This window comes from Lewinella sp. W8, assembly GCF_004375085.3.
Classification (GTDB): domain Bacteria; phylum Bacteroidota; class Bacteroidia; order Chitinophagales; family Saprospiraceae; genus Neolewinella.
This window is the reverse complement of record NZ_SNAQ03000005.1, coordinates 73305-96774: the sequence shown is the minus strand read 5'-3', so window position 1 is coordinate 96774 and position 23470 is coordinate 73305. Positions and strand designations below refer to the sequence as shown.

Here is a 23470-nt window from a genome sequence, read left to right as displayed (position 1 = left end):
CACCGTTAGGATGAGGACCGTCATTTACCGTGCCCGGAACGGGAATCGAACCCGTACTCTCAGTACTGAGAACTGGATTTTAAGTCCAGCGCGTCTACCAGTTCCGCCATCCGGGCGGCCGTGCACAAAGGTAATTTATCAAGGGCACTTCCGAAAGAAAAGTTGCGTTTAGGGGGGAAGGAATATTCTACCGTAATCCACTCAACCTTCGGCAACGGCCCCGAGTTCCGTTTAGCTCGTCGGGATCGCTGATTTTAAAAAAAATGCAGCGGCGTGCGGGTGCAAGGGAAATTGGCGAGAAGCCGTGCACCCGTGCCACAATTCACCATGAACTGTAGGCTGTTCCGTGAGTTAGTCAATTAATAATCAAGCCCCTGAATTCGAGTAGCGGCAGTTAAATACCTGCCGCTACCGTTTGTCCTACTGAACAACCGCGATTCTGTAGGAATCGCTGATGAAACCTCACAAAACAGCCTACCATAAATTGCATCTCGGGTAAGCCGTGGATTTTACTTCACTGCATCCCGGCAGAGCACGAGGATTCCATTGCATTGCACCTGCGGTGATCGCCCGTATCTTCGTCCGCATTGAACGGAAAACGACTATGGCAAACAAAACGATTGGACTGGTACTTTCCGGAGGAGGCTACCGGGGGGTAGCTCACCTTGGGGTACTGCGGGCAATGGATGAACTGGGTATTCGTCCGGACTATATTTCCGGAGCGAGCGCCGGAGCCATCGTGGGTGCGTTTTACTCGGCGGGCTACGGGTGGAAGGAAACCCTGGACTTTTTCCGGGAAGCAGACGTCATCAGCTTCCGCAACTATAATTTCCTCAAGCCAGGATTGCTGGATAGCCAGAGTTTCGTAGAACTGTTCCGGGAGTATTTTCCGGAGGACAATTTTTCTGCCCTCAAGATTCCGCTGTTCATCAGTACCACGGACCTGATTGCCAGCAAAACGAAATACTTTTACCGGGGACCACTGATTCAGCCCCTCATTGCTTCCGCGGCGATTCCCGGAGTGTTTTCCTCGGTCGAAATTGACGGTAGCCTTTACTGTGATGGGGGAGTGACCAATAATTTTCCTACGGACCCCTTACTGGCCTTCGCCGATCAAATTATCGGCGTCTACCTGAATCCCATTCCGGCCAGTAGCCCGGACGAACTGGACAGCACCCGGGCCATTCTGGAACGGGCCTACGTGATCATGAGGGACAACGCCTCCCGCCCCAAATTCAAAGATTGTTCCGTACTGATTGCCCCGGATGTCCTCAACCAATTCAACGCCCTCGATAACGAGCACATCGACGAAATCTTCGAGATGGGCTACCGGGAAGGACTCCGGCATCTGAGAACTTTGCGGGAGTAGTAAGATCAGCTTCGGCCCTAAACAGCGAAAGCCGGGCAGTTGCCCGACTTTCGCATTAGGTTCATTATTCAAAGCTCTAATTTCGAAATAATGAATCGCGCGGAGTTTACCGGATTACGGTAATGTCTCCTCGCTCAATCTTACCTTCTCCAATATCCAGTCGGAGAATGTAGTAGTAGGTTCCTTCGGGCACCAGGCTGCCGTCGGCGTTGGTACCGTCCCAATCATTATTGTAGGGAGCCGCTTCGTAAATGATGTCACCCCAGCGGTTGAAGATAATGAGTTCATTGTCGGGGAAGTCATCGGGACGTTGCAGGAGGATGTCAAAGATAAAGGTTTCGTTGAGACCGTCTCCGTTGGGCGTGATGGCGTTGAAAACCTGGGGATCTTCACCGTCGGCGCTGCTGTTCAGCGTCAGGGTAGATTCCGCGCAGAGGTTGGGACAGGCATTGCTACAAACTTCGTAGCGGATGACCGTGGTACCCGTAAATCCGATTGGTGCCTCGAAGGTGACGTCTCCGTTGAGGTTGACGATGATCTCGCCGAACTCGGGTTCGTCCAGGAAGGTCACCGTTACCGGGCCCGTCCGTTGATCGTTGGTCAGTACGTTGATCTGGCCAACGTTCTGCGTACCGCCCACGGTAAGCACATCCGGATTGGCCAGGGGAGACTCCTCGGGCGTTACCCGGATAGTATCCGCGCTGTAATCCGGACACCCTCCGGCGGAAAGGGTCCAGACCAGGGCCAGTCCGTCGGCGATCTCGGTAATGGTCGCTACGTTCCCCTCCACGGTGAAGGCCGAGCCTTCGTCGTTGAAGGCCGTCCATACCCCGGTGGTGCCATCGGGCTGGTTACCCGTTACGGTTACCGGCGTTTCACAGCTGGAGAAGTCTGCGGGCAACATGGCCGCCGACTGCTCCCGAAGCGTCACGGTGGTCGTCGAGGTATCGCTACAGAGGTTTTGCGTGTTGGTTACCACCAACTGGTAGGTACCGGGACCGGAAACAAAGGGCATCAAACCGTCACCACCGGTTACGATCATTCCGCCGTCACTGGCGGACCACTCGTAGACGTAGATATTGCCGTCGGGAGGCGTACTACCGCTACCGTCCAACTGGGGCATCTCGTCGCAATCCACTTCGATGGGTTCCCCGGCCTGGGCGAAGGGGGTATTGTTGGCGGCTACCACCGAAACGGTATCCCGCACGGTACATCCCGTCTCGTCGGTAATGGCCAGCTCGTAATCACCGGGGCCATTAACGGATACGATGAGGGAGCCCGTTTCCGGGGTAATCGTGTTACCGTCCAGGCTCGACCAGGCGATATTGGTGCCGGTGGCGCCATTGGCGTCCGTGTCGGAAGCATCGATGGTTACGGTGGTCACACTACAGTCGAAGGAATCGACCGGCATGAAGGTGATCATGGCAATGCTGTCCAGCAGGTCTTCGACCCGAATGGGGATGGTCGTTACGCAACTCGTAATGGGGTTGATGACGACGGCATTGTAGGTTCCCCCCTGGGTAATGGTGATGTTCTCCACGTCGTTGGGAAGATCGTCAACGCCCGCGGGACCAGACCACTGAATGGTGTAATCGTTCGGCTGGTCCAGAATATTGATGCCGATCATGGTTTCCCGCGTTTCGCAATCCAGCGTGGTGCCCTCAATGGGTTCCACGTTGGGGAAATCACGGGTATCCGTAACGACCAATTCCCGGGAAGCCGAGCAGTTTGTCGTGGTATTCAGGATCGTCAGGCGGTAGGTACCCGCGGTATTTACCCGCAGGGTGTCGTCGTTCTGAGTAGCAGGCGTCTCTCCGTCCACAACGGCCTCCCAGGTGTACTGGAAGTTAGGGCCGTCCGTGGAGGGCGAGGCGTCCAGTACGGCACGGCCGGATTCACAGGTGATTTCGACGGTGTTTTGCCGGAAGGCCACGAAGGGCAGGTCGGTGGCGTCGTCATTGACGAAGACACTGTCTACGGAAACACAGCTCGTAGCCGGATTCGTAATTTCTACGGTGTAGAATCCGGGGCGATCGGCGGTGGCGACGATGTTCGTGCTGATCTCATTGTCGTCGGGATCCAGCCAGCGGTAGGTGTAGGTGTCGACGGGGTCACTCACCCGAATATCGAGAGTGCTGGGGCTACAACCCAATCCACCTAGCGTATCCTGAAGGGTATACTCGGGGAATCCAACGGGGGCGTCGATGACGACACTGTCGATGCCGACACAGCCGCTGTTGTCGTCCGTTACCTCCAGGAAGTAGGTGCCGGGCTGACTGATCACGATGGATTGTGCGGCGCCCATGGGAACCTCCTGGCCGTTGAGCAGCCACTGGAAGCTAAGCGATGCTCCCGTGGTGGTGGACGCGCTTCCGGTAAGCGAAAGGTCCACACCACACTCCAGTTGGGCGGCGTCTCCGGCTTCTACCGTTGGCAGGATGCCGGCGGAAACCACCACGTCCATACTGTCCTGACAGGCACCGTTGCTGACCACCACCCGGTAAGTCCCCGCCCGGGTAACCCGGGGGTTAGGGAGGGTAACGTCCGTGATGACCAGCTGTCCATCGTCAGTTGACCACAGGTAATCGGTCTCGTCGTCGACGTTGGTGTAGGTAGGGGCGATTACCGTAGTGTCCGGATCACAGTTCAGGGCGACTTCGGCGGGTACTTCGATGGCCGGAACGCCCGCACTCTCCACAATTTCTACGGTGTCCTGATTAACGCAGCCCGTTAGCTCGTTAGTCATCGTGGCCACGAAAGTGTTGAGTTCCGTGGTGGAGAACATGGTCGTGTTGGACAATTCCATCGCATCTCCGAGGCGCGTCCAGGAATAGGTAACGTCATCTTCAGCGGGGCCGATATTGAGCTCTACGGGACTGCCGTCACAGTTGAGCGCCACGGAAGTCGGCAGGAGACTGTTGGGCAATTGCTGATTGTTACGCACCAGTACGGTTTCGCTGGAGGAACAGCCAAGGTCAAAGAATTCCACCGTCAGGCGGTACCGGCCGGGGGTGGTGGCCAGGTAGTCGCGATCCATACCTACGGTATCCACCACGTCGCCCTGAGGGGTAACGGATTCCCAGAGGTAGCGTACGTTATTGCCTTCGCTGGATCCTTCACCCGAGATAAGAATCTCGGTGTTGATACAGTTGATGGCGGTGTCTCCGGTCGTCATGGCAATGGGCAAACCAGCGCCAGTGACCATAACGGTATCCCGATCGGTACATCCGGCGGCACTGGTAACCTCAAGGAAGTAGGTGCCTGCTTCGGTTACGGAGGCTACCACGTTACCGTCGCCGGCTACGGTGCCCATATCCACGGATCGGCTGCCGCCATCGGCGAGCACCAGGAAGAGTTCGTAGGTTTCCCCAACGTTATTTCTACCGTTGATGATGGCCGTTTGGTTGACACAGCTTAATTCTGCGTTGTTGCCCGCGTCCGCTACGGCGGCGTTGGCGGGGTCCACGCCAACCATGATGGAGCCGGAAAGGCTCACCGATCCGGTGCTGTTGTAAATCACGTAGTTCTGCATACCAGGGAGCAGACCGCCGACCTGTCCGGTGTTACCAAAGCGTACGGGGTTGTCCACCCGGATGAAGAGATCCTCATTGTTGGGCCGGTTGGCGGTTTCGAAGAGGATTTGTCCGTCATCGTTGTCTTCACAGGTTGCGGGAATCGCTTCGATGTTCAGCAGGATGATTCGGTCTTCAATGCAAACCTCACCATCCTGGTAAATGATGCTGCCGTCGCCACCCGCGGTTACCGTTGCGGGCGTGGCACCGTCGTTTGCGGCCAGGTCGGCGCAGCCATCTTCCAGTCCGGTAGTAAAGCAGAGTTCGAACACCTGAACGGTATCCATGTCGGCAATATTCAGTCCTCCCGGATCACCCGTTGACCAGGTCAGGTTGAGCAACCCAAGGGGAGCGTTCCCGGCGTCAAAGTCTCCGGTGGTTAATCCCGTCCAGGGTCCGGTCAGTCGCACTTCGGAGTAAGCGAGCAGATTGGGGTCGAAGCTGAAGTCGACGTTTACGGAGGTGATGTCCGTGAAGCGGGTGACGCTTACGGGGACACAAACCGTGCTGTCAATCACCGAGCTGGCTTCGCCAATGATGAGTCCGAAACCGCGGGGGAACAGCACACAGGCTTCTCCACCGAAGGATTCAATGGGCACGGAATTGCCTTCACTTTCGGTGGTTACCACCGTTGAGGGCACAAAGGAGGCCAGGTCAATTTCCGCACAGTCTCCGGGAGCTGCATCGGATTCGGCAAAAGCACAGAAGCTACCCAAAATCGTTCCGTCGGCCAGCGTAAGCGCCGCACCGGAGTAGTTTATTTGCAGGAGGCCGGGGGCCAGGTCTACGAAAGTAACCCCGGCAATCGGGGAGGAAAAGTCAGAAAAAGTAAACAGGCTGGAGGAGTAGCTCACGAAGAGCGTGAAGTCCGTTACGTTTTCAAATCCATCCAGGGTGATGTCCAGACAGTTTTCCTGCGTACTGCTGAATCCGGTAGTGGCCGGGAAATTCACGGCGACCCCGTCTGGACGTTGAACCGTAATGGCACAGTTGGTGGGGTTGACGCCAGAGAAAAATCCGCTGGTCGCAGATTCAATGTCATTACGGAAATTACCGATGGTAATACCGCTCGTACCCCCGAAACCGATGGCGTTGAAACATACTTCGTAGATGACATCACCCCGGTTCAAGGAGAATCCATTATTGTTTACGTAGCTCCAGTCGAAGGCCAGGATACCGTCGTTGACGCGGTCGTATTCAAAGTCAGTGTTGAGATCAATGAAGAGACGAGCATCACGGTTCCGAATACTGGTATACTCCAGAATAGAGGGGTCCCAGTTAATGATGTAGTCGATGTCCGTCATGTCGACGAAATCGTCACCGGCCTGGATTTGTACACACACTTCGGTGTCACCGAAGTTCACGGGATCGGAGGGGCAATTGACGACCACGTCAAACCCGTTCGGGTTACAGTTGTCGACGATCAGTCGGGTGCTGTTGCCGATGACGGGAATGCTCGAAAGTCCCGGACCGTCGCCGTTGGCGTCAACGGGGCGGGTACTTCCGCCCGAGGTGGGGATTTCCGAAATCGTCAGATCCGTACGGTCTCCGCACTCACCCACCACTTCAAAACATACCGTTACCAGCGGAGTACCGTCCGGCAGAGATTCCGAGTCATCCGGGAAGGGAGCCCAGACGGCGTAGAAGGAGGTGCCGCCAAAGAGATTGTACCCACCATCAGTATTTTGCCGTAAATCCGTGTTGGCCGTGGCCGATACGGAACGCAGGACGGTGGTATCGAAGGTCATACCAAACTGGTATCCCTTGATGGAGTTGAAGCCGGAAGTTGCCTCAATATCGATACAGTAAATATCTCCGGGGAGGTAAATACCGTCGTCGTCGATTACATCGAGGATCAGCGGGCTGACCTCAATACTCACCGAGCCGTCTTCAGAAAACGGGAAGGCCGAAGAGGGCAGACGACAGGTTGATCCCCGGTTAAAGCTGATGGGAACGGAGTCATCAACGCCATCAAAAGGATCATCGTCGGGTTTGTTGAAAAACCGAACGGGTTCGAATCCGGCTACCGGACCGGAGACATTATAACACACTTCGAAGAGGGTGTCACCATCGTCCAGGGAAATCCGGGGAACCTGATCACAGTCTTCCTCATTTTCGTAATTCTGCCACTGGACGGTAATCAGTCCGGAGGCGACGTAGGTGGTCAGGTCAAAGTTGGCCAGCGTGAAGTTGGGGATGTCTCCGTTCAGGTTGGCAACCCGGGAGAAGGTCAGGGCACCACCGTCTGAGGGCGGGGTCCACTGTAGGGCAAAACCAAAGCCAACGCTTCCCGTGAAGTCAACTACGGTTACCGGAAGGCAGACCTCGGAATTGTTGTTAGCCGTGACGTTAGGCAGCGTATAGGTAACTGACCGGTTATCCTGGGCCTGAGCTACAAAACCTAGCAGTAGTGAGCAAACTAATAGTAAATACCGCATTTGGGTAGAATTTCTTGAACGTGGGGAGTATGATTTGTAAAAACTAGCGGTTGAGCGCGACGGCCAGCTGAATTTCGTGGGTGCCTCCCACACTCGGGCCAAAGCTACTGAAGGAGTAATCGTACGCGTAGCCGACCCGGAAATTGGATTCGGCATTGTATGACTGTCCTACATTAATGCCCGCCTCGAAGTGAAAGATTCCGGAAGAACTGATACCGGCACCCAGGTAGGGAGCATTGGGGAGTTGGTAGCGGACGGTCAGGTCAGCGTTCAGCGGGGCTCCCTCCACGTATTTGATCCAGGTACTCAATTCCAGGTAGCTGTCCTGTCCCGTAAAGTAGTACCAACCGGCAGTTCCGTAATAGTGGCGAAGACGCTGAACGTTAAACTCTCCGTTGTCATTTTGGAAGGTCAGGTCAAACCCAAGTAACTGGGGTACTGAAATACCGCCGTAAATCAGATTGTCGTCGTTCAGAAACTGGTAGGCGTAGATGCCAACCCCAATGTCGGGATGGCTTTGGGATTGGTCAACACCGGTCAGTGGATCGCCATCGTCGCGCACGACGAGTTCGCTGCTGCGTACCCGGAACCCAACGTAGCCAGCAGACAGTCCAATACTGATTCCTCCGCTTTCGGGGTCGGCCCCAAGGACGGTTCCAATTCTTCCGTAGAAGCCGGTGTAGCCGGTGGGGCCCGTCTGGTCATTGAGCAGATAGGCACCGGCCGTAAGGGTGGCCCCACTGCGGTAGGGGTTAATGTAGGAAAAGCGGATGCTCTGGGTTTCCGGAGTGTTTTCCTGTCCGGCCCACTGCCGCCGGTAGTTTGCCCCGAAGGACATATTGTACCCAAAGGCCAGAAAGTCACTTTCCATGGCCGCCGGATTCAGCAGGGTGGCGTTTTCCCGGTATTGAGTAAAGAGTGAAAGCTGTTGTGCGGAAAGAGCACCGGCGCTCATCAGGGCCAGCAGCATGCCCAAACCTAAGAGTCGGGTGTACTTCATAAACAGTTTTTTGCGGCCCATCTGGGATTGGGCATGGGACTACGATTTTCTATGATTACGGTCAGCAGCAAACGCGCGTTCCGGAGAAGCAAACGTCAACTACTACCCCCTATTGTTAACGGTCGTCGGTGTTTACGAAAAGGTATTCAATGCAAACGAAAAGGAATGAATTTTGGGGCTAATCGGACCCAAATCTACTTTCCGAATAAGCGGCGCAAAAATAGCATCTTTTTCGGCACCATTTTGTTAAGGTGGTCCTGCTTTAGGGTACGGTCGTTGCGGAATGGGAAAAGGAGAAGGCTCATTTGCACTGACCACTTTTCCTTTGGTAATCCTGCAGGTGAACGTATTTCATTTGGCTCGTTTCCTGCCGATGCCTGGCCGCAGCCAGCTTTCGGGAGGAAGCGTCGGGTAACCTCCTGATTTCCTGACGGTGCCTGCGTCGGAGTTGCTTCAGGGCAGTTTTCTGGTCACGGCGAAGCTGCCGGGCCATGGCCCGGCAATTCAGGGTACTCACGGTGGTGGCTTCGGCCATCACCGTAATGGTCGACTCGTTGAGGGAACGGAATACCTGGTAGGCACAGTAGGGCTGCTGGCGCAGCCTTCGGGCGGCCGATCTTTGGAGGGTCTGATCCTTGATGTAATTACAGATGGCTGGCCAGTTGGTGAGCCGCTCGTCACCGAACACCTCCTCAAAAGCGTAAAGCACTTCACTGAAGAAAATACCTCCGTCACGACTCATGAAGGTCTCGTACTCCCGGTCCGCACTAACCAGATCAATAACCTTGGTGTAGCCCTCCTGGTCGGAGAACAAGACGTGGTAGGCCTTCTGGCTGCGGTCGCCCGCCGCTAGCCGGTTTTCCGCACCGCCGGCATCCTCCGGAATTGTGGGCGGGACGCGGTGATCTCCCTGAACGGCATTACAGGCCACGACCAGATTGATCAAAACGCTGGGGTTCTTTTCCAGCAACCGGATTCTCAGGTCGTCACCTTCCAGAGCGTCGTGATAGCCCCGGAAGTACAACTTCGGGAGCTGGTTGTTGCTGCCCCGGTCCCGGTAACCGTGCCCGGCGTAGACAAAAACGATGATGTCTCTTTCCTGGTAGGCCAGTTGATAATCAACCACGAACTCCAGGGCTTCCCGACTGAAGTGCATACCGTTGAGCCGGTAGTAGTGAACGTCCGAAATGCCCAGGGCATCCTGCATCCGGTCAATCTCGCGTTGCACCCCGTAGTCAATACTGCGGCAACCCTCCCGGATGAGATAAGTCGGGCTGTTGTCGTCCAGCATTTGAATGACGTGAATGTGTCGGGTTTCGGCGGTTAGGGAGAGCGAAAGACAAGCGAAAAGGCATAACAATAACCATCTCTGCTGGGGCATGAGTAAGGTTTTACATGATGGGTAAATCACCGAGTTGGGGAAGGTAGCAGTGAAACGTATTCATCACCAGCCGTAGTGTGCAGTGGCAGCCCGGGAGCCGTTTTTTGTCCGGTAACCCGTTGGATGGACCGTCAATTCAGTTGTCCCGCACTTTATTCAGGATCCCTTTCTCGAGAGAACTCACCGACCTGAGCTGCCGGTCACGGATGTTCGTCGAAAAGAAATAGTGTTTCCGCGACCAATTAGCTACCTTGGTGACCACAATAAAAGAAGTACGATGCCACTCTTTAACGATCTTAAGAAAATCTTCTTTGGCGCTAAATCCGTCGCCAAACATCAGGCAAGTAAGGCGGGGGAAGCCGCCCGGGAAGCTACCGATGACCTCAAGGCGCAGAGCGATGAACTCATTGATGCCACCAAGCAGGCCGCCAGAGAACTGGTCGACAAGGCTCCGGAATACGTGGAAAAAGGAAAAGACGCGCTCGAGGACCTCACGGATAAAATCTGGAAAGAGGCCGATGCTGCCGCCGATAAGGGCCGCGAACTCAAGGACAAAGCCAGCGACGCCATTAACCAGAAACTGGAGGACCTCTCTCCCCGCTCCAGTACCGACGACGCCCTCGATCTGATTGATGAGGACCTCTCTCTGGGAAGCCTGGATGAAGTTTCCGCCCACGATGCTCCCAAGTCCGGTACGATTGACTTCGAGGCCGATCTGGTCGAGGACACCGATGCTTCTCCGAAGGGAAGCCGGATCAAGATGCCCAAAATTCCCGATGGCGTGAAGGATACTGCCAATAACGCCCTGGATGCTGCCGCGAAGGCGGGTGCTGCGGCCAAAGAACAGGCCGACAAACTAGCGGGAAAAATCGGGGAGGTGAGTGAACAGGTCGGCGGAAAAATTCTCGAAAAGGGCGACGAAGTGCTCAACCGCGCCGCCGAGGCGGGGGCTGACCTCAAGGGTAAATTCGACGATTTTGTCGATCACGCCAACGAGGAGGCGGAAAAAATGAAGATGGAGGACGCCATCGAAGACGCCAAGCGGGCCGCCGAACAGGCCGAAGCTCGCGCCCGTGCTTTCGACGGGAAGGAAGCCGCTCGCGACACTTCCGAATCCACCCTCTCCGGAACGGATTCTTTCTTTGACCGCGCCTCCCGATTCGCGGAAGGTGACTACCACAACGAGGGAGGAAAGGAAATGACCATCAAAGAAGACAAGGACGCCCCCAAAAAGCCAGAAGGCGGCATCATCGCGGGATTCCTGGATTCAGATGGAGATGGAGATAGCCTCATCGACGACGCCATCATCGAGGAGGAGTAAAGCTTCGGTATTATACTGCTAGACAAATGCGTTTTCTCCCTCTCCAAGACGCTGCGCTGGAGAGGAACCAAAACGTCCATTTGTCTAGCGGTGTAGCTTCAGTACTATTCCGAGGCCTCCTTTTTCGACCCTTCGTACAGGTCATAACGACAATACCGGGTTTCCACCGGACCGTTCATCAGCATGATCTTCTTGCTGGTGCGCAGTCCCACGCTTTTTACCGCGGCAGGGTTTGCGGAGATGAGCCAGGCCGTGTAGCCCGTCCACTTCGTCTTCAGGGTGTCACCGATGGAAGCATACAGTGCTTCGATATTCCCCGTTTTCAGCCGCATTTCGTAGGGTGGATTGGTAACCAGCAGGCCACCCGCTTCGCCCACCGGCAGCGGGTCCAGGTCCGCGAAGGGCCCGAAACGAAACGTTACGTGGCGGAGTAAACCCGTGCGCTCCAGCGTCACCTTGGCCAGAGAAACCGTCAGCTCATCAATGTCGGATCCCAGAATGGGCTGTGGGGGTGTTTGGATACGGTTCAGCGCCGCCTGCCGCACGGAAGACCACAGGGCGGGATCGAAATCGGGCCAACGTTCAAAACCGAAATTCCGGTGCAGTCCCGGTGCCTGGCCCGCGGCGATCATGGCCGCCTCGGCCAGTAAGGTGCCCGAACCACACATGGGATCAACGAACGGAAGGCTGCCGTCGTAGTCCGCAAGGAGGAGCATCCCGGCGGCCAGGACTTCATTCAGGGGAGCACCACCGGTGCGCTTCCGGTAAGCCCGTCGGTGCAGGCCCTGACCGGAAGCATCCAGGCTGACGGTGACCTCATTGTTTTTCGTCAGATGCAGTTGCACCCGTAAGTCCGGATCGTCCTTACTCACCGACGGCCGCTCACCCGTCCGTTCCCGAAATTGGTCAACGATGGCGTCCTTGGTCAACTGAGAAAGGTAGAAACCATTGCGGAACCGAGGCGATTGGGTAACCGCATCGATCAGGAGCGTCCCGTCTTGCTTCAAATGAGGACTCCAGTCCATCCTCTTCAGGCGGTCATACATCTCCTGTTCGGAGCGGGCCCGAAACCGACCGATGTTAATCAGTACCCTGATGCCGGTGCGGAGTTCCAGATTGGCCCGGTACAGGAAGGTCTTATCTCCGCGGCAGGTAACGACGCGCCGACCGACGGTCACGTCCTGTCCGCCGATGGATCGAATTTCTTCGGCAAGTACTTCTTCCAGGTTCTCAAAGGTGGTGATGGCGATTTGCAACATGGCCGCAAAGGTATACGGAATCACCCACAGTGGTCATTTTCTTTTACCGGCGATACATATTCGGCAGTTCGTCCAGAAAAAGCATGTTTTCACTTCCGGCAAATTCCCGGAAGTTCTCCGCGGAGGGGTGACCCGGATAGGGACCGTAATGATGGTCCTTGCGGGCGTTGCGCCACAGCAGTACCCAGGCAATTCGCCGGGCCTCCGGACTGGCCTCCAGATGCCGCAGCAGGGTGTCCGTCCACCATTTCCGTTCCGGGACGGCTTCGTAACCCGTTTCCGTCAGGGCGGCCACCTTACCCCGCTCTTCCGCCAGCTGCACCAGCATACTCAGGCGTTTGGTGAGCTGCTTCGCCCGGCCCCAGCGACCTACGTCGTGGTAATCGTCCAGGCCGAGAATATCCACGTATTCGTCTCCGGGATAGTATTCGAGGTATTCCTCTTCATTCTTTACCACGTCCGGAGAATAACAGTAGAGCAGTTGATGAATCTGCTGCTCGTCGCGCAGGTAACTGACCGTGAAACGCCAGAGTGCTTTGTACTGCTCGGCCGTGGCGTGGGGCTTACCCCACCAGAACCAGTTTCCGGTATGCTCGTGAAAGGGACGGAAGATGATGGGCACCGGGCGTTGCACGGGGAAGCCCACCTTGAGTTCACGCAGGAAATCCGCGAAGAGGTCCAGCTTGGCCCGGTACTGCTCGTGGTGGGTGCCTCCGGGGAGGATGGCCGCCACGGTAGGGGTGCCCGTGGTCCAGGAGTCGCCACCGAGGAAATTGTCCAGGTGCCAGCTGATGGTGTTGATGCCCCCCATACGGTAGGCCTGCCGAATCCAGCCCTGCATGGCCCGGAAGTCCACGGTGTCGATGTTGTAGGGGCGTTGTCCGAGTTTGGAAACGTCCCATCCAAACACGGCGGGATGCTGGCCGCACACGTCCTGAACGTCGGAGCGGCGCCGGTGCCAGTGCTTCCATTCCACGCCGTAGGCGAAGGCGTCCTGGTGGCCGAATAGCGTCTTTTCGGGGGCGAGTGCCCGCAGGTTCTCGTACAAAGACTGGGTAGCTTTCGTAGCGTCAGGATCTACCATGGACGTAGGAAGTAATTGGGCCCCGAGGGGCAGGTGCAGGCCGAGCAGGATGAGGAGCAGGGCGTTGCGGAGACAAAATTTTTCGGTTCGTATTTCCACTTTCCCAAGATAGGTCATCTTACGGTAGGAGGGGACGATCGCAGCATTCTTCCAGCCACGCATCGTACTTCCCGATCATCCGTTCCCACCGGTATTGCCGGATATGTTCCCGCAGGGCAGCGCTTTCCGGAAGGGATCCCTCCCGCAGCAGGTCAACGCAACGGGCCGCAAGCTCCTCCTCTCCGCGGTACAGTACGCCGTCGCAATCGGGCGGCAGGTGTTCCGGGAAAGCCAGGCGGTCGGGCAAGAGGGGCCAGGCCCCCGCATGCATCCCCTCGACGGCGCTGATGCCAAAGAAATCCTGCCGACTGGTCACGGGCATCAGGTCCGCCATCCGCAATAATTGCCAGTAGGTCGCCCGGTCTTCCGCGTAACCCCAGTGCAAAATTTGCCGGGAAAATTCGCCCCGGGCGGTATGAAATTCCTGTGGATACCGCTGGGTGTGCTCCCCGAGCACGATGAGTCGGAACGGAACCTTAGCCTCCTTCAACCGACGGCACACCCCGAAAAAAGCCGCGGGGCCCTTATCGTATTCCCAGCGGTGGTTCCAAAGTAGGATGGGTGGCCCCGGTGCTCGCGTGGACGGAGGGAGTGACGGTAAATCCACCCCCAGCGGAATTACCTTGCTCTTGCCCGTAATGGTATCGACGGTATCCGGAACCTGGTCGTCGGGAAAGACCTTCAGGAAGTCGGGAAGTGCCCCCAGAAAAGATCGTTGGTGATAGTGGGAGTTAAAGGCAATGGCGTCGGCGGCCAGGGCGCTGACGTAGTTGATCCAACCGTAATGGCGGTCCCTCTGCAGGGGTACGTCCTCGTCGGTCGGGCTCCAGGGGTAGGTGATTTGATTTTCGTGGAAGTAGAGGGCCACCGGGCACCGATGGCGACACAGGGCCCGGAAGGTCGCGACGTCCAGCATGTCGGTGGCCAGGATCAAATCGGGAGGGGGCAGCTGGTTTACCTCCCCGGCCATGGATACCGCCGCTCCGTGCATCCGCCACTTCCAGAACCGGCCGGGCCGGCCGATGAGGCGAATCTGGTGCCCGCTGTGACGGACCAGCCCTTCGGCCCACCGTTGGTGGGAACCGGTGAGGTAGGGCTCCAGTAGGTAAATCCTTTTCATCACGGAGGTAAGATCGGTGGTTTAGGAATATTCCCCAATCCGCCGCAGGCCGTACCTACCTTGCCATACCCATTTACCTGGCACCTGCGTTAGCCAAATTTTACTTAAGGCTTCATTTCCAGGCGAACGCTGACCGCATTGCCCCCGAAACCCGTGGCGTTGACCATGACGGCCCCCAGCGCCCAGGGCGTGTTCATATAGTTGGGGTAGGGTAGATAGATGGCTTTTTGGTGAACCATCATGCTGATGGCCGCGTCCAGGGCCAGGGGGCCACTGGCGCCGAAAGTATGGCCGGTGGCCCACTTGAGGGAAGTTAGGGCGGGATCCCCCGGAACGTTCTTCCACAGCTTTCGGACGGCCCTGATTTCCGCGGCGTCCCCCTTGGGGGTTCCCGGGGCGTGGGCGATGATAAGGTCGGGTAAGTGCCGGCCGTCGGTAGCCATTTTCATGGCCGCCAGTAAACCATCTCCCTCCGGACTGATGCCCGTGGCGGTTTTGCCCGATTCCCGGGAAAAGCCCAGGCCGGTAATGCTGGGTAGGGTGTTGGAAAGGTTGGGCCCGGAGGGCAGGTGCCGGGGTAATCGGCTGAGGGCCAGGAACGCCGCACCTTCCCCAATCACCATACCGGAAGGCGTCTTAGCCAGGGGTGTGCAGGCGTGCTGCCCGGCCGCTGGCCGGGTGGCGTAAATGCGCAGGGCCTGCATTTGCTGCAGCGTAAAGGCGGTGAGGGGAGCTTCGGCGCCCCCCACGAGCACCCGGTCGGCCATGCCGGCCTCCAGCAGGGCGATGCCGTGGAGCAGGGCGTGCATACCGGAAGAACAGGTGACGCTGAGGCTGCTCGCCAGCGACCGATTGCCAAAGTATTCCCCCAGGGCGAAGCCGATGCTGCCGAGGGTAGTGGAGGGAGAGGTGCGGGTTTCCAACCGCCCCGTTGCGCTAAATTCCGTGAAGTGTTTTTCCCATTCGCCGGTGGGGCCACGGCTGCAGCCCACCAGGATGGCAAAATCCTGGTCTTCCCAGCCAGCTTCCCGGACGGCCTGCTCGGCGGCCATGATGGCCAGCATGGCGGTTCTTCCGTGCTTTCTTTCCGCGGCGTACCGGTAGGCGGGCGCGTTCGGGTCGGGCTCGACGGGGTAAACCGGAAGGGAAGCATCGGGCGTCTTTTTCCAGGTGGGTTGCCCGGATAAATAGGTCTCCCAGGCGGCCACAGGATGCTGCCCCGCCGCCGAAATGCTACCCCGTCCGTGGATATGAATGCGCAAGCCTTGATTTTTGGGACGGCAAAGGTGCGGATATTTGATGGGTTTAGGCAACTTCTCCACATCACGTAAAAGTCATTGCTTTGGTGATGTCCCGGTAGTCCGACCATTTCGTCGTCCTAGAAGAGAAAATTTATTTTTGTCCCTCGATCTACAACAACGGTAACCATATGCTACGCACCCGGAGTTCTGCCCTCATCACCATCTGCCTGCTCACTTGTTTGGGTATGGGCCTCATTACCTGCGAGTCCGCCCCCACTGGGCCACGCTACCCGGATCGGTCGATCACCCTTAATCCGGACGCCGCCCGGGAACTGGCGGGAAAACTACGGCAGGAGGTTAACGTTCAGGTCGATGAAGCCCTGGAGTTGTCCCTCTGGGCCACGGATTCACTCATTTCCGACCCGATTGCCATCAGCGTTGCGCCCGACGGTCGCATCTTTTACACCAGCGCCACCCGACAGACAAACTCGGAATTTGACGTCCGGGGGCACCGCAACTGGATGACGGCCTCCATTTCCTTCCAGACCGTGGAGGACCGCCGCGAATTTTTGCGGAAGACCTTTAGTGTGGACAGTGAAGAATCGGTGGCCCACCTCAAGGACCTCAACGAAGACGGGGTCCGGGACTGGCGCGACCTGACCGTAGAAAAGGAACAGGTATGGTTTCTTACTGATGAGTCTGCCGACGGCGTCGCGGACCGGGCGCAGCTCTACCTGGAAGACTTTGGCGAAGAGATCACGGACGTAGCCAACGGCATCGAATTCCACGACGGTGAGGTTTACATTGGGGTAGGGCCGGACCTCTGGCGCACGGTCGACGAAGATCAGGACGGACGGGCCGATAAGACTACCTCCCTGGCGCACGGCTTTGCGGTGCACATCGGGTTTAGTGGTCACGGGATGTCCGGTGTGACCGTTGGCCCCTTGGGCCGCATCTGGTGGGGCATCGGGGACATTGGCATGAACGTGGTGGATAAGTCCGGCAAGCGGTGGAAGTATCCGAACCGCGGGGTGGTGGTCCGTTCCGAACCCGACGGCAGCAACTTCGAGGTTTTTGCCATGGGGGTGAGAAATACCCACGAATTTGTCTTCGATGATTACGGCAACCTCATTTCGGTGGACAACGACGGCGACCACCGGGGGGAACGCGAACGGCTGGTGTACCTGATTGACGGCTCGGATACCGGCTGGCGGATCAACTGGCAGTTCGGGAAGTATTCCGATCCCGACAACAACACCTACAAAGTGTGGATGGACGAAAAACTGCACGTGCCCCGCTGGGAGGGACAGGCCGCCTACATCCTGCCGACCATACAGAATTACGTCAACGGTCCGACGGGCATGGTTTACAATCCCGGTACGGCCCTGGGGCCGGAGTGGTACCAGCATTTCTTCGTGGCGGAATTCCGGGGCTCTCCCAGTAATTCTCCCGTGCATGCCTTCACCCTCAAACCCGACGGGGCGGGTTTCGCCCTGGATTCCACCAAAGCCATCGTGAGTGGACTGTTGCCCACGGGTCTCGACTTCAGTGCCGACGGTAGCCTCTACTTCGGGGACTGGATCAACGGTTGGGGCACCAAAGATGCGGGCCGCATCTGGAAGCTCGACGTTCCGGGTGGGGCGGACGACCCCATCCGGCAGGAAACGAAGGGGCTGTTACTGGCCGATTTTACCGCAAAATCTCCCGCTGAACTCGGCGCCTTACTGGGGCACCAGGACCAACGGGTGCGCCGGCGGGCCCAGTTTGAACTGGTGGATCGTGAGGACGAAGGTCTGTCCACCCTATTGGAGTCGGCCCGGGCGGCCGATAATCAACTGGCCCGCATTCACGGCCTCTGGGGCGTGGCCCAGTTATCGCGGCAGGATGCCGCCGTAGCCGAAAATCTTGCGTCCTTTCTGGCGGACCGCGACCCGGAGATCATGGCCCAGGCGGCTCGCCTGATCGGAGATGTGCGGTATGCCGGAGCCGGGGAAGCATTGATTACCTTGCTGGAGCATGAATCGCCCCGCGTCCGATTCTTCGCCATGGAGGCCCTGGGCCGGACGGAGGAAAAGTCTGCCGTGGCCCCCATCGTCGAATTGGTGCGGACCAACGACGGGGTGGACACCTGGCTCCGTGCCGGCAGCATGATTGCGCTCGGTCGGATTGGGGACGAGGACGCCATGGCGGCACTCGCCAACGACCCCTCGCAGGAAGTGCGTACGGCCGCAGCCGTAGCGCTGCGGCGGATGGAATCGCCCCAAATTTCCGCATTCCTCCAGGACGAGAGCGAGTACGTGGCAACCGAAGCGGCCCGGGGAATTAACGACGATTTTTCCATCGAGGCGGCGCTGCCGGACCTGGCCGCGAGCCTGGCGGGGACGTCCTTCACCGGCGCGCCCTTTTTGCGGCGAGCGATCAACGCCAACGTGCGGGTAGGGGATGACGCCTCCATTGACCGACTGGTGGCCTACGCCAACAAGGGTGCGGCTCCCGCGGCCATGCGGGCAGAGGCCCTGGCGGCCCTGGCGAGCTGGGGCAGTCCCTCCGTATTCGACCGCGTAGACGGTCGCTACCGGGGCGTCATCAAGCGCGATTCTGCCGTGGCGGGAGAACGGGTGATGGCCATCATCGACGGCCTGTTTGCCGAGGAAAACGGTGAACTGCGCCTGGCGGCCATCAACACCGCGGGAAGACTGGGGCTGAGCGGCACCACTGAGCAGTTGGCGCAAATTCTGACCGCCGCTCCGGCCGCTGATACCCGGAAGGCTGCGCTGCAGGCTCTGAACGCCCTGCGCGTAGCGAATATGGATGAGCATCTGGAAACGGCCCTGGCCGACCGCGACGCCGGGGTCCGGGCACTGGCGCTGGAAATCCTCCCTGAGTCCTCCATCAGCGGAACGCGGGCGGTTACCCTTTACGGTGAAGTCCTGGCGAAGGGCTCCGTGGAGGAGCAGCAGTCGGCGCTGCAGGGGCTGGGCGTCATCGACGATGATGGAGCCAGAAATCTACTGCGGGAGGAAATTGAAAAGCTTGCCGCCGGAGGTATGTCCCCCGACGTGGTGCTCGATCTGGTCGAGGCCGTGGAAGCCCAGGAAGATGCATCGCTGACGGCGGAACTTTCCCAGTACGCGGAGCAACAGGACCCGGATCTGGGGCTTTACGCGGCCGCCCTCAGTGGTGGAGACATTCGTCGTGGTGCCCGGATATTTTACGGAAACGAATCGGCCCAGTGCACCCGCTGCCACGCCGTATTCGAATACGGCGGTAACGTGGGGCCTGGCCTGGCCGGGGTTGCTGACCGACTGAGCAAAAAGGAGTTGCTGCTTTCGGTCATCAAGCCCAGTTACCAACTCGCCCCCGGCTACGAAACGGTGTTGGTGACCCTGGCGGATAGCTCCGCCATCGCCGGCACGGTGCTCGAACGGGCGGAGGATTACCTCAAACTACAGATTGGTAAGGAGGACCTCCGGACCATCCCAATGGAAGAAATCCTCGAGCAGGAGAGCCTCCCGTCCAGTATGCCAAGCATGGATGGGGTGCTCACCAAAAGACAGATTCGTGATCTGGTGGCCTATCTGGGGAGTTTGGAGGCGGAGGAATCGAAGTAATCAGGCTTCCTGAGACAGCTGCTCTACCGCGTTCCACATTTGCTCGAAGGTGGCGTAGCCGCGGGCGATGGCGAAGAGTTGGTCCTGCTGGCGGAAGATGACCGTCGGGAATCCTGTGACGCCCCAGGCCCGACTGCGCTGAAAGTCGGCTAGGGTAGCCGACCGCATGGCTTCGCTGGTGAATTGCTCGACAAAGGTTGTGAAATCCAGTCCGAGCTCGTCGCAGATGGGGCGGTAGAAGGCTTCGGTGCCGGGGTCTTCGTTCCGGACGTAGAAGTGGTGCTGAATCAATTCAAATGCCCGGGCCTCCAGCTCGGGGGCCAGGTGCCGGACCGTGACGACCGCCCGGCAGGCGGGTTCGGTATTGTACTGGAAGTGGTCGCGCTTGAAGAGTTGGGACCCGAAGGGCTGCCCGCTGCGCCGGTTGACCTCTTCCCAGTGGTGGGCGAGGAATTTTTTGAAGTCATCGGTCCATGCTTCCGTGTTGTCCGGCCGTAAGCCACCCAGCACGGTGCGGTAGGGTATGCCGTTGGCCTCCGCCGCTTCCTTCAGGCGGAACAGTGCCGGGGAGATGCCCCAACACCAGGAACACATCGGGTCTCCGACGTAAATGACCTCCACGTCATTCCGGAAGACATCCGGTTGGGGGGCAGCCGCCAGAGCGGCTGGGGTACAGAGGCCGGTTGCGGGGTCGCAGTGAGTGGCGGGGGGAGGAGTGGTCATGGGTAATGGTTGATCAGGGACGGATACCTGAGCAACGCGTGAGGAGGGCTAATTGATTTGGGGTAGGGGTGGGAAACTGACACTCCGCTGCGTCGGCTAGGTGTAGCCAGGCGAGGCAGCGAAGTGCCGAAAATTCAGTTCAGTTAATTAACCGTTGCGTAGTAAGAACCGGAGGGTGCACCGAAATAGTCCCCCTCAAAATTGCTCAACCGGACCCGGTAATTCCAGGAGCCGGTGGGCGTCGGAACCGTGATACTTCTGCCGGTATTGCCGCATCCATCAAGCAGCAAAGTTCCGGAAACCCCGGCGGGACTACCCGTGATCCAGGGAAAATACCGCTCTACCTTGGCGGTGACGGGATCGTCGTTTCCCGTATTCATGGTAAACTTGATGTAGCGGTTAGACCCAGAATAGCATACGGTATGGCCGGTGATGGATGGGCCCGCAAAGTAGCCGGGATACATTTTGTGAGAGGCCAGGCGTTCATCAGCACTTAGGTCTGCCAGTCCCGATATTCCGCCGGCGGCTCCGCCGGACTGCATTAAATTCCCCGTTTCGGAGGTGAGGGTACACAGGAGGTGAACCTTACTGAAGGAACCACTTTGTCCGTTATTGATGGTTAAAGGGACGTGTCCGAGATTGGAATGCGTAAAGCCAAGTGCATGACCCATTTCATGTTTCACCAGCAGGCGGAACTGGGTGTTCGTAGCACCCGCCACGCTGGAATCTTCATTATTGATGGCGACCCAACGACCAACGTTTCCGTTCTGGGGAAACCAGGCGATGCCAAAGGCGGATGATTCCTGCATTTCTTCCGGCAGGGAGCGATAACTGAAGTTGGTGACGATCATGTCAGCATCTTTGTAGCCTCTGGCCCGGCGAAAATTGATGGCACAATCGGTGATGTTACTCCATTCGGCTGCGGCCATGTCAATCAGGGATATTTCGGTAGGGGTGAAGGTCCAGGGTGTGATGTAGTAATCAATCGTTTGTACGTTGCTGTAGCTGACTACTTCGGTAAGGACGATGGCTTTCTGGAGTAAAGCCTGTTTCTCGAACACGAGATCACCGTCAACGAACACGTGATTCTCCCAGATTTCCAGTGAACGGGGGGTGATTCCCATGTTATCCAGTGCATTCAGGTAAGCTGAGGCATCCTGCGGGGGGGTGGGTTCATGGTGTTCTCCCAAACTGAGGTCTTGGGTACACGAGAAAAGAAGCAAGAGCACCAGGGAGGAAAGAAGAAGGTGAAGGTTAGAGCGAGAACGCATAAAACGAGCTTAACGGGAAGACCATTCCGAAGGCGAGATAAGGCACGAGTACGGAGTGGGGCGGGTCCCAGGTGAACAATGGATGCAGCACCTCGCGTAGATGAGAATGCGCCGAGCTGGTACTACAATTGGACCCTAAGTATAATAAATATTATTTAAATATCAATTCGTATGGGCCTGTAAGACTGGCTGTGTACTGTCAGCGTGAGCTGGTGTATTCCTAGTCCATAACCTCATTGCGCCCCGCGAATATCCACGGCACCCGCCCCCCGGGCCCAAAATATCTGGCTTCCTCACTCTTCAAAAACCCGCCAATAAAAACGCCCCCCACCAAATATCTGATGGGGGGCAAATCCGTAATGTCGGAAGGCAAAAGGATTATCTTCCTTCGGTCTCGGCTTCTTCCTTTACGGGCTTGCGGGGCAGCATCTCGTCCCGCATCGCGGTGTGCATGATGAAGGAGGAGATGATGGTGGCCGCCTGGGCGAGGTCTTCCTCCACGAGGTGGTCAAAATTATCCATGTTGGAGTGGTGGGTGCGGGCGAAGTAGGCCATGGGCTCCTGGATGAACTGGAAGCCGGGGATGTTGACGGCATCGAAGGCCAGGTGATCCGTGCCACCGGTGTTGGACATGGAAACGGTGGTGGCGTCCAGGTCCGCGAAGGGCTGCAGCCAGGCCCGGAAGATGGGGGCGACCGCTCCGTTGCCCTGGAGGTAAATGCCCCGGATCTTTCCGGTGCCGTTATCCAGGTTGTAGTAGGCGGAAATTTTCTTCTGCTCGGGTTTCATGTCCCCCTGGGGGGTGTAGCCATTGTCGCCGAAATCGGCGAAATGCTCCGCGGCGTATCCCCGTGAACCGAAAAGTCCCTGCTCTTCGCCCGTCCAGAGGGCGAGGCGGAGGGTGCGGCGGGGCTGCACGCCACTTTCCTTAATGGTTTCCAGCAGGATGCGGGCGGCTTCCATCATAACGGTCGAGCCGGCGGCGTTGTCGGTCGCGCCCGTGCCGGTGTGCCAGGAGTCGAAGTGGGCACCGAACATCACTACTTCATCCTTCAGATCCGTTCCGGGAATTTCGGCGATGATGTTGTGCTCCATGCCGTCGGGGTTGGTGTAGCGCGCCTCGAGCTCCACGCTTAACTCCACGGGAACGCCCCGCATGAGGTTACGGAGGATGCGGTTGTAGTGCTCTACGGACACGGTGAACTGGGGCACTACGTTCTGCCCCTCGTCACGGGCGCTACCACCGGCGGCGCGGGCGCCGCTGACGAAAACGGTTCCCAGGTCTCCCTTGTAGCTGCGGTCGAGGATGGCCAGGGGCGCTTCCTTGTCGAGCATGTCCCAGAGGGCCCGGCGGAATTCAAAGCGACCGAGGTTGCTGTAGTTCCGGCGCGGACGGGGGGTAGGCTCGGGAGCATTGGCCAGGCGCAGGAGGCTTTCGGCGTCGTGGCGGCGGGCCATGGGGTCGAAGGGTTCCTCTACGTCCCGGATGGTGTCCAGCAGGACGAACTTCCCGGCGAGCTTGCCCTCGTACTTAGCGAGATCCTCTACGGTTTTGGCGTCCAGGTAGACGACTTCACCGGTTCCCTTGACCGAGGGAGACCAGGCCTTTGGGTAGGCGATGATGGGCCAGTAGCTCGGTCCGGAGTGGTGCATTTCGAAGTGGGACATCTCCCAGCCACGACCGAAGGGGCCCCATTTTTCCAGGTGGACGTTCTTCATGCCCCAGTCTTTGAGGCTTTTGACGGCCCAGTCGGTGGCCTTGTCCAGCATGGGTGAGCCGGTGAGGCGGGGGCCGTAGACGTCGGTCATCCATCCGGCGTGCTCCATAACCTTGCTCTGGTCGAGCCCGTGTTTACGGATGATGGTGTTGAGTTCTTCGTTGACGGGCTCCTGGGCCGCCACGAAGGAGATGGCCGCCGTGAGCAGGAGGCCAAGCAATAAGATACGGTTTTTCATATGGTGAGGTGAACTGATTAAACAA

13 protein-coding genes and 1 tRNA gene are annotated in these 23470 nt (G+C 58.0%); 3 read left to right on the top strand and 11 right to left on the bottom strand.

All coding sequences use genetic code 11. The annotated features are described in order from the left end of the window. Positions 1–30: 30 nt before the first annotated feature. A tRNA-Leu gene (locus E1J53_RS07560) sits at positions 31–116 on the bottom strand. A gap of 488 nt (positions 117–604) precedes the next feature. Between E1J53_RS07560 and E1J53_RS07555 the strand changes: the two genes are divergently transcribed. Beyond that, the gene (locus E1J53_RS07555; protein WP_134272400.1) at positions 605–1369 is read left to right on the top strand and encodes a patatin-like phospholipase family protein; all 765 of its coding nucleotides are present in this window, start codon (positions 605–607) and stop codon (positions 1367–1369) included. A gap of 106 nt (positions 1370–1475) precedes the next feature. On the opposite strand, the gene E1J53_RS07550 is transcribed toward E1J53_RS07555, so the two are convergent. The 3 genes from E1J53_RS07550 to E1J53_RS07540 form a co-directional block, all read right to left on the bottom strand. Next, the gene (locus tag E1J53_RS07550) at positions 1476–7379 is read right to left on the bottom strand and encodes a gliding motility-associated C-terminal domain-containing protein (protein WP_173021399.1); all 5904 of its coding nucleotides are present in this window, start codon (positions 7377–7379) and stop codon (positions 1476–1478) included. A 43-nt stretch (positions 7380–7422) separates the two neighbouring features. Next, positions 7423–8379 (bottom strand): PorP/SprF family type IX secretion system membrane protein, encoded by a 957-nt coding sequence (locus tag E1J53_RS07545; RefSeq protein ID WP_134272402.1) that lies wholly within the window; start codon positions 8377–8379, stop codon positions 7423–7425. Between the two features lie 301 nt (positions 8380–8680). After that, positions 8681–9760: a hypothetical protein gene (locus E1J53_RS07540; RefSeq protein WP_134272403.1), complete on the bottom strand. Its 1080-nt coding sequence runs from the start codon at positions 9758–9760 to the stop codon at positions 8681–8683. Between the two features lie 277 nt (positions 9761–10037). Here E1J53_RS07540 and E1J53_RS07535 point away from each other — a divergent pair, with 277 nt between their 5' ends. Further along, positions 10038–11081, top strand: a complete 1044-nt coding sequence (locus tag E1J53_RS07535) for a hypothetical protein (RefSeq protein WP_134272404.1) — start codon at positions 10038–10040, stop codon at positions 11079–11081. 104 nt (positions 11082–11185) lie between these two features. Here E1J53_RS07535 and E1J53_RS07530 read toward each other — a convergent pair whose 3' ends face one another. The 4 genes from E1J53_RS07530 to E1J53_RS07515 form a co-directional block, all read right to left on the bottom strand. Further along, complete coding sequence (locus E1J53_RS07530) at positions 11186–12340, bottom strand: class I SAM-dependent RNA methyltransferase (protein WP_134272405.1); 1155 nt, start codon at positions 12338–12340, stop codon at positions 11186–11188. A gap of 43 nt (positions 12341–12383) precedes the next feature. Next, positions 12384–13523, bottom strand: a complete 1140-nt coding sequence (locus E1J53_RS07525) for a glycosyl hydrolase (RefSeq protein WP_216650021.1) — start codon at positions 13521–13523, stop codon at positions 12384–12386. 19 nt (positions 13524–13542) lie between these two features. Beyond that, on the bottom strand, positions 13543–14643 hold the full coding sequence (locus E1J53_RS07520) for a DUF3524 domain-containing protein (protein WP_134272407.1): 1101 nt from the start codon (positions 14641–14643) through the stop codon (positions 13543–13545). A gap of 104 nt (positions 14644–14747) precedes the next feature. Further along, the gene (locus E1J53_RS07515; RefSeq protein ID WP_173021398.1) at positions 14748–15905 is read right to left on the bottom strand and encodes a beta-ketoacyl synthase N-terminal-like domain-containing protein; all 1158 of its coding nucleotides are present in this window, start codon (positions 15903–15905) and stop codon (positions 14748–14750) included. A gap of 167 nt (positions 15906–16072) precedes the next feature. On the opposite strand from E1J53_RS07515, the gene E1J53_RS07510 reads away from it, so the two are divergent. Beyond that, the gene (locus tag E1J53_RS07510) at positions 16073–19495 is read left to right on the top strand and encodes a HEAT repeat domain-containing protein (RefSeq protein ID WP_134272409.1); all 3423 of its coding nucleotides are present in this window, start codon (positions 16073–16075) and stop codon (positions 19493–19495) included. Here E1J53_RS07510 and E1J53_RS07505 read toward each other — a convergent pair whose 3' ends face one another. From E1J53_RS07505 to E1J53_RS07495, 3 genes are all read right to left on the bottom strand, one after another. Then, entirely contained in the window at positions 19496–20218 is a 723-nt protein-coding gene (locus E1J53_RS07505; RefSeq protein WP_134272410.1) for a DsbA family protein, read from the bottom strand. It lies immediately after the preceding gene. A 143-nt stretch (positions 20219–20361) separates the two neighbouring features. Next, positions 20362–21489, bottom strand: coding sequence for a M57 family metalloprotease (locus E1J53_RS07500; RefSeq protein WP_134272411.1), 1128 nt, complete (start codon positions 21487–21489; stop codon positions 20362–20364). Between the two features lie 378 nt (positions 21490–21867). Beyond that, positions 21868–23445 (bottom strand): M28 family peptidase, encoded by a 1578-nt coding sequence (locus E1J53_RS07495; protein ID WP_134272412.1) that lies wholly within the window; start codon positions 23443–23445, stop codon positions 21868–21870. Positions 23446–23470 lie beyond the last annotated feature (25 nt).

Bases quoted from the DNA above. Each gene is read 5' to 3' on its own strand.
- E1J53_RS07555 (WP_134272400.1), top strand. From the start codon at position 605: ATGGCAAACAAAACGATTGGACTGGTACTTTCCGGAGGAGGCTACCGG.
- E1J53_RS07550 (WP_173021399.1), bottom strand. From the start codon at position 7,379: ATGCGGTATTTACTATTAGTTTGCTCACTACTGCTAGGTTTTGTAGCT.
- E1J53_RS07545 (WP_134272402.1), bottom strand. From the start codon at position 8,379: ATGAAGTACACCCGACTCTTAGGTTTGGGCATGCTGCTGGCCCTGATG.
- E1J53_RS07540 (WP_134272403.1), bottom strand. From the start codon at position 9,760: ATGCCCCAGCAGAGATGGTTATTGTTATGCCTTTTCGCTTGTCTTTCG.
- E1J53_RS07535 (WP_134272404.1), top strand. From the start codon at position 10,038: ATGCCACTCTTTAACGATCTTAAGAAAATCTTCTTTGGCGCTAAATCC.
- E1J53_RS07530 (WP_134272405.1), bottom strand. From the start codon at position 12,340: ATGTTGCAAATCGCCATCACCACCTTTGAGAACCTGGAAGAAGTACTT.
- E1J53_RS07520 (WP_134272407.1), bottom strand. From the start codon at position 14,643: ATGAAAAGGATTTACCTACTGGAGCCCTACCTCACCGGTTCCCACCAA.
- E1J53_RS07510 (WP_134272409.1), top strand. From the start codon at position 16,073: ATGCTACGCACCCGGAGTTCTGCCCTCATCACCATCTGCCTGCTCACT.
- E1J53_RS07505 (WP_134272410.1), bottom strand. From the start codon at position 20,218: ATGACCACTCCTCCCCCCGCCACTCACTGCGACCCCGCAACCGGCCTC.
- E1J53_RS07500 (WP_134272411.1), bottom strand. From the start codon at position 21,489: ATGCGTTCTCGCTCTAACCTTCACCTTCTTCTTTCCTCCCTGGTGCTC.
- E1J53_RS07495 (WP_134272412.1), bottom strand. From the start codon at position 23,445: ATGAAAAACCGTATCTTATTGCTTGGCCTCCTGCTCACGGCGGCCATC.